Source organism: Klebsiella sp. RHBSTW-00484, assembly GCF_013705725.1.
GTDB lineage: Bacteria > Pseudomonadota > Gammaproteobacteria > Enterobacterales > Enterobacteriaceae > Klebsiella.
Genome location: NZ_CP055481.1, coordinates 3,257,039 through 3,271,146 on the forward strand (window position 1 = coordinate 3,257,039; position 14,108 = coordinate 3,271,146).

Genomic DNA, 14,108 nt, shown 5'->3' on the forward strand with positions numbered 1-14,108 from the left:
CGCAGCATCGCCTCCGGGAGGCGTGGCTACCCGCTGACTTAGGCTTGCAAATAGACTACCTGAGTTTGCAGATACTCATTCAGGCCATGACGCCCATCTGCACCGCCAATTCCCGATTTACGCCATCCGGCATGGAAGCCCTGCATCGCTTCAAAGTTTTCGCGGTTGATGTAGGTTTCGCCGAACTTCAGCCCTTTTATCGCCTTCATGGCAACGTTCAGATCCCGCGTATAAATGGAAGAGGTCAGACCATAATCGCTGTCGTTAGCCATTGCCAGCGCCTCTTCGAGCGTGTCAAACGCCACCACCGGCAGTACCGGGCCAAACGTCTCTTCATGAACGATGTCCATCTCCTGACGCACATCCAGCAGTAGCGTCGGCGGATAAAAATAGCCCTTGCCTGCGACAGCTTTACCACCAAGGACAACGCGGGCGCCCTGCGCGACCGCCTTCGCCACCTTCTGCTCAACGCGCTCCAGCGCGGCGGCGTTGATCAACGGCCCCATGGCGATATCGTCACGTGATGCCGGGTCGCCAAACTGCACCGCTTTCATCGCTTCGCCAAGTCGGTTAACGAAGCGGTCGTAAATCCCTTTTTGCACATACACGCGCTCGACGCAGTTACACACCTGCCCGGTATTGATGACTCGTGAATCCACCACCGCTTTGACCGCCAGCTCGATATCCGCATCATCCATCACGATAGCGGGCGCTTTACCACCCAGCTCAAGGCAAACTTTGGTGATGTTTTTCGCCGCCGCAGCCATGATTTTCTCACCCGCCACCACGCTGCCGGTCATGCTAACCATCGCCACTTTCGGGTTACCCGCCAGCTCCTGGCCCACGGTTTCGCCACGGCCCAGCACCATGTTAAATACGCCCTTCGGCAGTCCGATCTCATGAACAATTTGCGCAAAGGCGATGGCGTTATTTGGCGTAAATTCACTCGGTTTAATGACGATGGTATTGCCGGTAATCAACGCAGGAGCCAGCTTGCGGGCAATCAGGAAAAACGGGAAGTTCCACGGCAGGATACCGGTCGTTACGCCCAGCGCACGTTTAAAGACTAGTATGTTTTCGCCCGGACGGTCACTCTGGAGGATTTCACCTTCATAACGGCGTGCCCATTCGGCCATGTAATCGAGGTAATCAGCGGTAAATGAGACTTCGACTGCCGCCAGTTGCTGAATTTTCCCACCTTCGGCGACAATCAGCGCGGCGATTTCATCCGCCCGCTCGCGAATACCGGCAGCAATTTTGCGCAACCACCCCGCCCGCTCAATAGCTGGCAGCGCTTCCCAACCGGGCTGTGCGCGTTCAGCTGCCTGAATCGCCCGTTGTGCATCCTCCGCGCTCCCGTCAGGAATGCGCGAAAGCAGCGCTTCCGTCGCCGGGTTGATAACATCAATCCAGGCATCACCGCGGCCAGATTCAAACTGACCGTCAATGTACATAGGGTGTTGAACGGGTGCTGTCATGGTTTGCTCCTGTGGAGTTATTGTTTTTAACAAGTGAATTTAATGTTAAAAACTATCTCCTGAACGGCAAATCGACAGTCCGGACGCGCATTATTGTGAGTTATTTCATAAAAATAGATGAGTTAGACGCAGAAAAAATCACAATTTCGTAACACATAATGCCCGTTTGCGATAACTCTGACTCAAACGGGCAAATTTTTCGATTCAGTGCTTAGCAGCAATTCGTTGAAAGGGGATCTGAAGGTGTTTTCAGGAATATGTTGTTGAAGTGGAATACTCCGTTCACGTCTGTTCTGTACACCTTATTATTTCCTCTACGAGTGAAAGGCATGGGGGGGCGTTTCGCCCGCCCCCCATGACCCCCGGCATTGCGCTGAAAATTGCCGCTACGCGGTTCGCTCCACTTCGGCTTCATCTGGCGGCCAGCCCTGGATGCGCGCCTGCGTTCTCGCCAATTTCCTTGATGCGCCAACCCCATCGCTGCAAGCCCGCATTTAAAACCACTGACTAAAGAACCTAACCCAGCGTTCGCGCGCTCAGCGCATCGGACAACAGACGATCATCGCGCAGCGTCTCCCACGCCTGCACAATATGCGGCGGAATATCCACATGGGCGATAAACCCCTTACCCAGCGGACCGTATCCCTGCGGATTATCTGCCAGCCGCGGCAGTTCGCCGAGGATTAACGCCAGATAGCGCCCAACCGGCCACAGACCCTCTTGCTCACCACTGAAGGTTAAACCGTTATCACTATTACACAGCACAGGCGAGCAGCCCGGCGTGCTGTACCATTGCGGCGCAGCGGTCTCCTCCCCCTGCCAGACGCGGGCAAACGTCGCCATCGTTCTGCGCTGCATCGTCGGGTCTTGAATCACCACGCCCGTGCGATGTGCAATCTCTCTATCTTCGAGCATTTGTCGGGTAAAGCGCGCGTTCTCTCCGCAGTTGGTGGAGCGGTCTTCCACCACAATCCTTTCACGAGGAATCTGCCAGAACTGATGGGCGATATCAGCAAGAATATGCGACTCGGCGCGCCCCGATACCGACAGCATCCGGTAGCGAGAGTCGCTCAACACCGCATCATATAAAAATGAGGTGGAATGGCCGATGCCACCACTGATCAGTAACGGCACAGCGTGACGTACCGCCAGCTGGCAGGCAAAATCAATGGTCGGGATCACCGCATTGCCCGCCAGTACCACCACATCTATTTGCGGATCCTGCGACAAATCATCCTGCGCCAGCCAAGCCCCCAGCCGGTTTGCCGCGTCTAATGTGGCCTCCGGCAGCGATGGAAAATATTCTGACATGCTCTCTCCTTTTCACTCAATGTCATCTTGAGCATCATCATAAACCGCTCAGGCCTTTAATCGTCAATAAACGAGAATCTGTAACAAGATTGAAATAACAAGAAACGTCCAAAAACAGCGTGGTTGCACCTGAATAACTCACCACTGAATGCAATTTTTTTAGCGTATTAGTTTAAAAACAGGTCTAAAAATCCACGCTATCTGCCATAAAAAACCGCAAAGTTCATCTCATCTCGCCGCCCAAAACTTGCTAAATGCAACTCACAACTCTAGTTTTCTTAACAATTAAATAACCTCATCACTCACCAGGTTGCACCGGTAAAAGGCTGGGTAGCACCTGATAGTGATGATTCTGGCAGGAGTACATTGAATAATGACAATACAAGACGGCAGCACCGCATCAATCCTTAAGAAAAACAAAAAGGTGCTCATTGCCAGCCTCACCGGTAGCGCCATTGAATGGTTTGACTATTTTCTTTACGGCACGGCGGCCGCGCTGGTGTTCAACAAGATTTTCTTTCCGATGGTCGACCCGGTGATTGGCTTAATCCTCTCCTGGCTCTCGTTCTCACTGACCTTTTTCATCCGTCCGATTGGCGGCGTCGTCTTCGCGCACATCGGTGACCGGATCGGACGCAAGAAAACGCTGGTCCTGACGCTTTCCCTGATGGGCGGCGCAACGGTCGCCATTGGACTGCTGCCCACCTATGACATGATCGGTTTATGGGCACCCGCGCTCCTGATTACCTTACGTATCGTTCAGGGGATGGGCATCGGCGGCGAATGGGGCGGCGCGCTATTGCTGGCTTACGAATATGCACCGGAAAAGCGCAAAGGCTTCTTCGGCAGCATCCCGCAGGCTGGCGTGACCATCGGTATGCTGATGGCCACGTTTATCGTCTCGCTGATGACGCTGTTCAGCGAAGAGCAGTTTCTCTCCTGGGGCTGGCGCATCCCTTTCCTGCTGAGCTCGGTGCTGGTTCTTATCGGTCTGTGGATCCGCAAAGATATTGATGAAACACCGGAATTTAAGAAAGTAAAACAGTCAGGCCAGGTAGCGAAATCGCCACTGCGCGATACGCTCAAATTTCACTGGCGTGAAGTACTCATTGCCGCCGGGCTAAAGGTGGTCGAAACCGCACCGTTCTATATCTTCTCCACCTTCGTCGTCAGCTATGCCACCACCACGCTGAGCTATCAAAAATCCCAGGCATTGGAAGCCGTCACCCTCGGCGCGCTGGTCGCCACGGTAATGATCCCACTAATGGGACTCTTGTCAGATAAAGTCGGGCGGCAAAAAATGTACACGCTCAGTGTGATATTGCTTGGCCTGTTTATTGTGCCGTGGTTTCTGCTGCTGGATACCCGCACCACGTGGGGTATTGCGCTGGCGACGGTGATTGCGTTCGGCATTCTGTGGGCACCCGTTACCGCCGTGCTGGGAACGCTATGCTCAGAGATCTTCAGCGCTAACGTTCGTTATACCGGTATCACCCTCGGCTACCAGCTGGGCGCAGCGCTTGCCGGAGGAACCGCTCCGCTGATCGCCACCGGCCTGCTGGCAAAATATGACGGCGACTGGGTGCCAGTCGCGTGGTATCTGGCAGGAACGGTTGTCATTCCACTTATCGCTATTTTCTGCGCCAGCCGCATAAAGCAGGCGCCTGCCGCCATTGCCGCCCGGGCTGGGACGCGATAAGCCAATACGCTGCCGACAGCGGACCACCGTTGTCGGCAGCAGACGAAAAACTGCCCACTGCGATGCAACAAAGTCAACACATCCACATAGCGTTTTGTTCACTTTTTGAAGAGAGTCAAGATTCTAATAAATAGGGATAAATAGCCGCAACTACGGCTTTAATGCACAAAGATGCATATTCATCCGCAGCAGGCGTTATTTCTCGTTTTTTTATTCATAAAAAACTCAAACCCACCCGTAACGACAGCATATTCTGAATTTTTGCCAAATACCGTCCCATTAAATTGGTGATAACATTCTCGTTACAGAGTTTCTCGCTGTATCTTTCCACGGTTAACAAAATAATTATCACTGCAAAACAGGACTCTTATGGAAAAGTTATCTTACGCTTCTGAAAGTAGTACATCCCCATGGACCACCTACCTGCGCCAAATCGACCGCGTCGCGCCCTACCTGGGCGATCTCGCCTACTGGATCGAAACCCTGCGCCACCCAAAACGCGCGCTGATTGTTGATATTCCGGTACAAATGGATGACGGTACCATCCGCCATTTCGAAGGCTATCGCGTCCAGCACAACCTCTCGCGCGGGCCAGGTAAAGGCGGGGTGCGCTACCATCCGGATGTAGACCTGAATGAAGTGATGGCGCTCTCTGCCTGGATGACCATCAAGTGTGCTGCAGTCAATATTCCTTACGGCGGCGCTAAAGGCGGGATCCGCGTCGACCCGTTCTCATTATCCGAAGGTGAACTGGAGCGTCTGACCCGCCGCTATACCAGCGAAATCGGCATTATTATTGGGCCGCAAAAAGATATTCCGGCACCAGACGTCGGCACCAACGGTAAAGTGATGGCCTGGATGATGGATACCTACTCCATGAACCACGGCACCACCATCACCGGCGTGGTTACTGGTAAGCCTATCCACCTCGGCGGCTCTCTGGGCCGTGAAAAAGCCACCGGACGCGGCGTATTCGTGACCGGACGCGAAGTGGCTCGCCGCAGCGGGATCGAAATTGAAGGCGCGAAAGTAGCGTTACAGGGTTTTGGTAACGTCGGTAGCGAAGCGGCACGCCTGTTCGCGGGCGTCGGCGCGCGCATCGTGGTGATTCAGGACCACACCGCCACCCTGTTTAATGAAGGCGGCATTGATATGGCCGCGCTGACCGCATGGCAGACCGAGAACAAACAGATTGCCGGTTTCCCCGGCGCGCGCGAAATCGCCAAAGAAGAGTTCTGGACGACGCAGATGGATATTCTGATCCCGGCGGCGCTGGAAGGCCAGATTACGCGTGAACGCGCGGAAACCATCAGCTGCAAACTGGTACTGGAAGGCGCTAACGGCCCGACCTACCCGGAGGCAGACGATGTGCTGGCCGAACGCGGCATCGTGGTGGTACCGGACGTTATTTGTAACGCCGGCGGCGTCACCGTGAGCTACTTTGAATGGGTGCAGGATATGGCCAGCTTCTTCTGGAGCGAAGAGGAGATCAACGCCAAGATGGACCGCATAATGACCGATGCGATCGTTCATGTCTGCGAAAAAGCCGCTGAAAAAGAGTGCTCTTTGCGTACTGCCGCCTATATCGTGGCCTGTGAGCGCATCCTGATGGCGCGTAAAGATCGCGGTATTTATCCGGGATGATCTGCCCCTCTCAGCCCGGTTTATGCCGGGCTTGAGTCTGCTGGTCTATTTTCGCCGGATGGCGGCTTACGCCTTATCCGGCGTACAAAACCCACGGTACCAACATGTTATGCCTCCTCCCGTAGGCCCGTGCAAGCGTAGCGCCGCCGGGCAATGCAACACCTTCTTAGCCCAACCGGTTGTGTTTTCTTATCCCCCTACAATAAACGCACATACCGTTAACCGATTTTTATCAATCAGCTTGAATTCACGCTTTTGCCAGGCCTAAAATCATTAGAGCTCTAACGATATTGCAGACTGGCCTATGGATAACCGACAGCTTAACTTTTCTCATCTTTTATATCTCACCGCCCACCACTGGCGGCTGGCGGTTAACCGTCGGCTCAAAAACCTTGGCATGAGCCAGGCCAGTTGGGTCGCCGTTGCCGCCATTGCGCGCAATGAACAGCCGCTGTCACAAAGCGAGCTGGCCCAGGAGCTGGGCGTCGAAAGCGCCACCCTCGTGCCGCTGCTTAATCGGCTGGTCGATCTCGGCCTGGTTGAGCGGGTCAAAACCGAACGCGATAAGCGTAAACGGCTGCTGATCGCCACCGCCAAAGGCCTTGAGATTTATCAACAGGTGAAAACGGTGGCCGACGATTTGCGTGAGGAGATCCTCACCGCCATTACCCCTGAAGAACAGCAACAGACCCAGCGGGTGCTGGAAAAACTGCTGCGCGAGGTGGAGAAAAAATAATGCCTCGCCGTAAAAGTAACCCCTACGTTCCCCACGACTGGGCCCCGCATGAAAAACCGGCCATTCTCGGCTCACCTTCAACGCCTATTCACAGCACGCCAAAACGTATTGCCTACGGAATCGTCGGGCTGCTGGTATGCCTGACCGGGGCGCTGGGCAACGCGGTGGTCACTGCCAACCTGCAGCTATTGCAGGGGACCTTTGCCGCCTGGTCGACGGAGATCGCCTGGCTACCGGCGGTCTACGTGATGACCAACGTCTCCATCAACCTGCTGCTGGTGAAATTCCGCCAGCAGTTTGGCCTGCGCGCCTTTACCGAAGGTTTTCTGGTGCTCTACGTGCTGGTGACCTTCTTCCACCTGTTCGTCAACGACCTCAGTTCAGCCCTGATGGTGCGCGCGGCGCATGGCATGGTGGCGGCAGCACTCAGCTCGTTAGGGATTTATTATCAGGTGCAGGCCTGGCCTGCCCGCCATCGGCTAAAGGCGCTGACTATCGGCATCACTGGCTCCTCGCTGGCGATCCCCCTTGCCCGCCTTTTCTCTACCGAACTGCTGCAAATTGATGAGTGGCGCGGGCTGTACTTCTTCGAACTGGGGCTGGCGCTGGTGTCGCTGGCCTGCGTGATGGCGCTGAAACTGCCGCCGAGCGATCGCAAAAAAGTATTCGAGAAGAAAGATTTCATCACCTTTTGCCTGCTGGCGCCGGGGATGGCGCTGGTGTGCGCAGTGCTGTCGCTGGGGCGTCTGGACTGGTGGTTTGAAGCGCCGTGGATTGGCTGGTCGCTGGCGGGCGCGGTGGTGTTGATTGTTTCCGCTATCGCCTTTGAACATAACCGCAGCAACCCGCTGCTCAATACTAAATGGCTATCCAGTGGCAGTATTCTGCGCCTCGGGCTGATTATGCTGCTGATCCGTATCGTGCTGGCGGAGCAAAACACGGGGGTGATCGGCTGGCTGCAGTACGTCGGCCTGCAAAATGAGCAGATGACCAATCTGGCCTGGTCTATTTTTGCCGGGATCGCCTGCGGGATTGTCGCCAGCTGCCTGACGCTCAATCCGCAGCGCCTCTACTGGCCCACCGCCACGGCGCTGGCGTTGATAATGATTGCCTCACTGCTCGACAGCCAGTCGACGATCCTCACGCGCCCGGAACAGCTGATGTTCAGCCAGTTCCTGCTCGGTTTCGGCAGCGCCTTCTTCCTCGCCCCGGCGATGCTGGCGGGCATTGGCGGCGTGATTGCCGATCAGCGCAACCTGGTGAGTTTTTCGGTGCTGTTTGGGATGAGCCAGAATATTGGCGGTCTGCTGGGCTCCGCTATTCTCGGCACCTTCCAGACCTGGCGGGAGAAGTTTCACTCCAGCCAGCTTGCCGACCAGCTCACCACGCTTAATCCGCTGATCACCGAACGCTTACAGCAATACAGCCAGATGTACCAAAGCCAGATTGGCGACAGCACGCTGCTGAACGTTCAGGCCACCACGCTGCTGCAAAACGCCGCCACGCTACAGGCCAATATTCTCGCTTACAACGACACGTATCTGCTGACGGCGGCGATTTCCGCCGCCACGCTGGTATGGGTTTTCTGGCGCTTAATAAGATTGCGTATTACCGCCCGCATCGCGCTGAAACGCGCGACGGGCAGCAAATAAAATTTTCACTCTGGAGTTATTATGAGTCAGCAGGATGCGGCCAAACAGCAGGCCAACACCCGTAACAATATTCGCGTCGTTTCCATCTTTACCGCTGCAGCGATTGGTATCGTCGGCGTACTGGTTATTCTCTACGCCTGGCAGCTACCGCCGTTTACCCGCCAAAGCCAGTTTACCGATAACGCCTATGTGCGCGGGCAGACCACCTTTATCAGCCCGCAGGTTAACGGCTATATCACTCAGGTGAAGGTGCAGGATTTCAATCAGATTAAAGCCGGAGACGTGCTGTTTCAGATTGACGATCGCATTTATCACCAGCGCGTTCACCAGGCGGAAGCTCAGGTGGCGATGAAAGAGGCGGCGCTGAAGAATAACCTGCAACAGCGTAAAAGCGCCGAGGCAGCGATCGCGCGTAACGAAGCGGCGCTGCAAAACGCCCGCGCGCAGAATCTTAAAACGCAGGCGGATCTGAAACGCGTTCAGGAGCTGACCGCCGACGGTTCCCTTTCCATTCGCGAGCGCGATTCTGCCCGCGCCAGCGCGGCGCAGGGCAATGCGGATATTGAACAGGCGAAGGCAACGCTTGAGATGTCACGTCAGGATCTGCAATCGACCATCGTTAACCGTGATTCGCTGGTGGCCGATGTCGCCAGTGCCAAAGCGGCGCTGGAGCTGGCGCAGATCGACCTGCAAAACACCCGAATAGTCGCTCCGACTGACGGCCAGCTAGGACAGATTTCCGTCCGGCTGGGCGCTTACGTCACCGCCGGGACGCATTTGACCTCGCTGGTGCCGCCGCAGCACTGGCTGATCGCCAATCTAAAAGAGACCCAGTTGGCGCAGGTGCGCGTTGGGCAGCGGGTGACTTTCACCGTCGATGCGCTCAACAGCGAGAAATTCACCGGCACCGTGCAAAGTATTTCTCCGGCTACCGGCGTTGAATTCAGCGCCATTTCGCCGGATAACGCCACCGGAAACTTTGTCAAAATCGCCCAACGCATTCCTGTGCGTATCGCCGTAGATGAAGGGCAGAAAAACCACCAGCGGCTGCGTCCGGGGATGTCGGTGCAGGTCACCATTGATACGCGCGGGGAGGAGAAACAATGATCCGCCCGCTCACCCTCGCCGTCATTCTCGCGTTGGTTGGCTGTCAGTCTGCCGACATCCAGCAAGCCGCCCCCACGTTACAAATCCCCGCCGCCTGGCGCGCGGATGTCGGTCCAGGCAGCCCGGTGGAAGGCGTGTGGTGGCGCAACCTTCATGACAGCACGCTCAATCTGTATGTCGATCAGGCGCTGCGTTACAACAGCGACGTGCTGATTGCCCGCGAGCGGGTGAATGAGTATCAGGCGCGGGTTTATGCCGCCGACAGCAGCTTATTTCCCTCTCTTGACGCCGGACTAACCGGCACCCGCACGCGCTCGCAGTCGGCAGCGACCGGCCTGCCTGTTCATAGTACGGTGTATAAAGGCGCGCTAACCGCGAGTTACGATGTTGATATCTGGGGTGCAAACCGCAGTGCCGCCAGCGCGGCGGAGGCTAGCCTTGAGGCGCAAAAGGCCGCTGCCGCGGCGGCGAACCTGACCGTCGCGACGTCGGTGGCGGTTGGCTACGTTACTCTGCTCTCGCTGGATGAACAGCTGCGGGTGACGCAGCAAACGCTGAAATCGCGGGAAGATGCGTTTAATCTGGCGAAACGCCAGTTTGAGACCGGCTACACCTCCCGTCTGGAGCTAATGCAGGCGGATTCGGAACTGCGCTCCACGCGGGCGCAGATCCCGCCATTGCAGCACCAAATCGCCCAGCAGGAAAATGCGCTTAGCCTGCTGATCGGGTCTAATCCTGGAGCCGTTAAGCGCAATGAATTCGCCCAGTTGACGCCGCTGACGCTGCCGGCACAGCTACCGTCAACGCTGCTTAACCGCCGCCCGGATATCGTTCAGGCCCAGCGTCAACTGATCGCCGCCGACGCCACGCTGGCGTCCTCGCAGGCGCAACTGCTGCCGTCAATTAACCTTACCGCCACCGGCAGCATGCAGGACCGCACCCTGCCCGATCTGCTCGATAATCCGCTACGCTTATGGAGCCTGGGCGGCAGTATTTTGGCACCGCTCCTCAACCGTCAGGCGCTAAATGCTCAGGTGGATGTGTCGATGGCCCAGCGCAATCAGGCGCTGTACGGCTATGAGAAAACGGTACGCAGTGCGTTTAAGGAGGTGAACGACAGCCTCGATGCGATTGGCCGCTACGGCGAGCAGTTGACGGAGTTACAGGAGCAGGAGAAAGTCGCCCAGGAGACGCTGCGTATCGCCCAGAACCGCTATCGCAACGGTTACTCATCTTACTTAGACGTGCTGGATGCCCAGCGTACGCTGTTCTCCACTCAGCTCAGCGTGGTGCAGGTGAAAAACAACCTGCTGCTGGCGCAAATTGACTTGTACCGGTCGCTGGGAGGTGGCTGGTCTGATTCATCAGGGATGTAATACGGGAATAGTTAGAGAGTTTATCGCGATGATGGGCAGCGATCCGCGCCTGACGGTCACGGCACTGCAAACGGTGGGCAGCAAAGGCTGGGATGGTTTTACCCTGGCTTGGGTGAACGCGTAATTAACCTGAAAATCCGGATTGCGGCGCTAATCCACGATCCGGATCAGACTGGCTATTGTTATTAGTTAATTCTGATAATGGATTTGTGTATCAGACCGCATACGTCTCTTTTCCGCAATATCGCCCTTCGGCGTAATGTCCGTCTCAACCATATGACTTACTGTACAGTTACCCACGCGATCCCAGGCAGAACATACATCCTGTCGCACTAATTTTGCCTTAGCATTTTCGCGCACCACTTCAGTAGACAGCCAGCGCCCGCGGTCATCCCAGCGCAGCGTCTGGGTTCGATGCATTGCAGAGGTGCCGATTAAGCGACCGTTTTCATCATAATGAAATTCAGTCGTGTAATTTTGCGAGGTTTCATCGTCGTTTATTGTCTCGCGCAGCAGGCGGTTGGCGTCGTCGTAGTGATATTGCCAGGAGTACTGCCCACGCGTTTCACCGTTAACCGTCTTTTTTTCCTTCATCCAGGCGATTCGTCCAAGATCGTCGGTATAAAAATGACGCCTGGAAATAATAAGGGTCCCATGGCTGCCTTCTGCAACGCTCTCCTGTATCCACCCTTTTTCTTTACTCTGCTCCTGTTGGGTGAGCGTCATTTTTGTTTTGATCGACACCGCGCCAATACCTGAATAAGAAGTCACGACTTGCTTCTCCAGCAAACCACAGTGAGAAAAATCCAGCGTTTCACGATAGCTATTGGTATTACCGGCAATATGGACTATTTGCGGATTGCCAGCCAGCGCCGGGGACTGCGTCATAATGAGAACATTAGTCCTGTTGATAGCCAGTTGCGTCCGATCGCAGGAATTCCATTTCCATAGCGTAAATGCAACGCCGCAGGCTACGATGGCCAACGCCAGAAAAACGACTTTCGATTTTTTTCGCATGGCTATTCACTTCCCTGTGAATCATTCCCGATAATGAGACTGATGACAAACCTGTTTTATACCCGTCATACTTCAATTTGCTTATGTGTTGGCTACGCTCGCTCACCCCAGTCACATAGTTATCTATGCTCCTGGGGATTCACTCCCTTGCCGCCTTTAAGCAACTAGAATTATTTAGGGTATAGATATTGGGCGGTGGCTGACGCCTTGCACGGCCTACAAAACCCACAATATCATCATGTTCCGAATTTTCCGTAGGCCCGGTAAGGCGCTAGCCGACACCGGGCAATTCCAGAGAGGCGCACTTTGTCAGCAATTTGATAATCATTTCAACTTCGGCAGATACAATACGTTTATTGATACTCATACTGATATTTCCGCTGTAAGCGTTGCCCCTTTTCCACATATTCCCCATCCGCTGAACGTATTTTCGTAATAATATCAGCCAGCGTACAGTTTCCGATGTTGTCCCAAGCGGAACACACATTTTCCAGAATCAGTTTGGCATTGCCGTACTCAGCCTCGTCAGATAACCAGCGTCCTTTACGGTCCCAGCGAGACTGACGGACGTAAGCAGTGGAGGCAACGCGATTTAAGCGACCATTTTCGTTATAGCTAAAATCGGTGAAAACCTTCTGCGGTGAATCAACATCATATTCCCGAACCAGACGATGCTGGTCGTCATAACGGTAGCGCCAGGTTGTTATGTCGTTCGGTTTCCCCTTCCCTGTCTTGTATTCCTCTGACCAGGCGATCCGCCCCAATTCATCGGTATGGAAATAACGGTTTGTCGTTAAGGTAGACTCTTTTTTATCGCTATCAATGACAATCGTGATTTCCTGTACCCACCCTTTACCGTCATCCTCGCTGTTGCGGCTAAGTTTGATTTTACTGCTTGATGCCATACCACCACCAAAATCACTCTCCCGTGTAGATACACGACTTTCCAGCATACCGCAGCGGGAAAAGATCATCTTGGTGTGATACTGATTATCCTCGCCGGAAATCTGCACGCTACGTAGCTCTCCCGTAAACGGCAGCATCCTTGTCAAAATAAAAAAATTCGCTTCATTGATGGCCAGTTGTGCCTTATCGCAGGCCGGACTGTTTTGCCATTTCCATAGCGTAAATGCTGCGCCGCAGGCCACTACGCCCAACACCAGAAAAACGATTTTCGATTTTTTTCGCATGGTTGTTTACTTCCCTGTTAATCATAAAAATATCACTCTAAATTATTCGGCTGATAGTGTATTTGATAATTCACCTGCATTTCTCGTTCGGTTCCCGCGCGATTTGCATCCGCTTCCCACATATTGATTACCGTACAGTTTCCTACAACGTCCCACCTTGCGCATTTATCCTCAAACCGCATCGTATTACTGGCCGCATTCCCCTGAAGCATACTGGACAACCAGCGCCCTTGTTCATCCCAGCGCAGCAAGCGGGTGCGGGCCCCTTCGGTAATATGCGCTAAGTGCCCATTGATATCGTAGTAATATTCGATAATGATATCCGCCGGAAAATCAGCGTGTTTCATCACTTCACGTATCACACGGTTCTGATCATCATATAGATATTGCCAGGCCGTCGGTTCCCTTTGCTCTTCACCAACACGATATTGACCTTTTGCATGGGTGATCCTGCCCTTTTTGTCGGTAGAGTAATGTCGGGTATCGACGCCAGTCCTGTTCTTATACGAGCCATCAGTTGTTATCTCCATTAGCCATCCCTGCCGTTTATCACGCGTAATATGAATTATCGTTCGCATCGTTTTATTATCACCAATATCACGTTCTTCCGTTTCAGAGCGATTTTCCAATCTTCCGCAGCGGGAGAGAGACATGGAGCCGGATGACTCATAATAATAAAGCTTTCCACGGCCAGAAAACTGCATGGTAAGAGAACCTTCGTCAGGCATCATTGGCGGCATTTTTGTCAGAATAATATAATTTGAATTATTAATAGCCAGCTGTTCTGCCGAGCAAGCGGCCCCGGCCAGGGCTGGAGTACAAAATACGGCGGCTAAACTTGTAATAAGCCCTATTAATTTATTATTCATATGTAATCTATTTCCCTATAGATAAAATC

Annotated in this window: 11 protein-coding genes and 1 pseudogene; 7 read left to right on the forward strand and 5 right to left on the reverse strand. The window is 54.2% G+C overall.

Features of this window, described 5'->3' with window-relative positions:
- Nucleotides 1-38: 38 nt before the first annotated feature.
- Together aldA and HV213_RS15560 are read right to left on the reverse strand one after the other, a co-directional pair.
- Nucleotides 39-1,478 (reverse strand): aldehyde dehydrogenase, encoded by a 1,440-nt coding sequence (gene aldA / locus HV213_RS15555; RefSeq protein WP_181482388.1) that lies wholly within the window; start codon nucleotides 1,476-1,478, stop codon nucleotides 39-41.
- A 516-nt stretch (nucleotides 1,479-1,994) separates the two neighbouring features.
- Nucleotides 1,995-2,789 (reverse strand): YdcF family protein, encoded by a 795-nt coding sequence (locus HV213_RS15560; protein WP_181482389.1) that lies wholly within the window; start codon nucleotides 2,787-2,789, stop codon nucleotides 1,995-1,997.
- A 373-nt stretch (nucleotides 2,790-3,162) separates the two neighbouring features.
- On the opposite strand from HV213_RS15560, the gene HV213_RS15565 reads away from it, so the two are divergent.
- The 7 genes and pseudogenes from HV213_RS15565 to HV213_RS15595 form a co-directional block, all read left to right on the forward strand.
- The gene (locus HV213_RS15565) at nucleotides 3,163-4,488 is read left to right on the forward strand and encodes an MFS transporter (RefSeq protein WP_181482390.1); all 1,326 of its coding nucleotides are present in this window, start codon (nucleotides 3,163-3,165) and stop codon (nucleotides 4,486-4,488) included.
- Between the two features lie 369 nt (nucleotides 4,489-4,857).
- Nucleotides 4,858-6,132 (forward strand): Glu/Leu/Phe/Val family dehydrogenase, encoded by a 1,275-nt coding sequence (locus HV213_RS15570; protein WP_181482391.1) that lies wholly within the window; start codon nucleotides 4,858-4,860, stop codon nucleotides 6,130-6,132.
- A 304-nt stretch (nucleotides 6,133-6,436) separates the two neighbouring features.
- Nucleotides 6,437-6,868, forward strand: a complete 432-nt coding sequence (locus HV213_RS15575) for a MarR family winged helix-turn-helix transcriptional regulator (RefSeq protein ID WP_181482392.1) — start codon at nucleotides 6,437-6,439, stop codon at nucleotides 6,866-6,868.
- Entirely contained in the window at nucleotides 6,868-8,520 is a 1,653-nt protein-coding gene (locus tag HV213_RS15580; RefSeq protein ID WP_181482393.1) for an MFS transporter, read from the forward strand. Before HV213_RS15575 ends, HV213_RS15580 begins: the two co-directional genes overlap by 1 nt.
- Nucleotides 8,521-8,541: 21 nt before the next feature.
- Nucleotides 8,542-9,627 carry an HlyD family secretion protein gene (locus HV213_RS15585; protein ID WP_181482394.1) on the forward strand — a complete coding sequence of 362 codons (1,086 nt, stop codon included), beginning with the start codon at nucleotides 8,542-8,544 and terminating at the stop codon, nucleotides 9,625-9,627.
- Entirely contained in the window at nucleotides 9,624-11,003 is a 1,380-nt protein-coding gene (locus tag HV213_RS15590; RefSeq protein WP_181482395.1) for an efflux transporter outer membrane subunit, read from the forward strand. The genes HV213_RS15585 and HV213_RS15590 overlap by 4 nt, the downstream gene beginning before the upstream one ends.
- A 10-nt stretch (nucleotides 11,004-11,013) precedes the next feature.
- Nucleotides 11,014-11,127 (forward strand): annotated as a pseudogene (locus tag HV213_RS15595) (methyltransferase); the annotation flags it as partial.
- A 65-nt stretch (nucleotides 11,128-11,192) separates the two neighbouring features.
- Here HV213_RS15595 and HV213_RS15600 read toward each other — a convergent pair.
- The 3 genes from HV213_RS15600 to HV213_RS15610 all read right to left on the reverse strand — a co-directional run bounded on the left by HV213_RS15600 (nucleotide 11,193) and on the right by HV213_RS15610 (nucleotide 14,079).
- Entirely contained in the window at nucleotides 11,193-12,020 is an 828-nt protein-coding gene (locus HV213_RS15600; RefSeq protein ID WP_181482396.1) for an RHS repeat domain-containing protein, read from the reverse strand.
- A 353-nt stretch (nucleotides 12,021-12,373) separates the two neighbouring features.
- Nucleotides 12,374-13,210 carry a hypothetical protein gene (locus HV213_RS15605; RefSeq protein WP_181482397.1) on the reverse strand — a complete coding sequence of 279 codons (837 nt, stop codon included), beginning with the start codon at nucleotides 13,208-13,210 and terminating at the stop codon, nucleotides 12,374-12,376.
- A 32-nt stretch (nucleotides 13,211-13,242) separates the two neighbouring features.
- Nucleotides 13,243-14,079, reverse strand: a complete 837-nt coding sequence (locus tag HV213_RS15610; protein WP_181482398.1) for a hypothetical protein — start codon at nucleotides 14,077-14,079, stop codon at nucleotides 13,243-13,245.
- Between the last annotated feature and the right edge of the window lie 29 nt (nucleotides 14,080-14,108).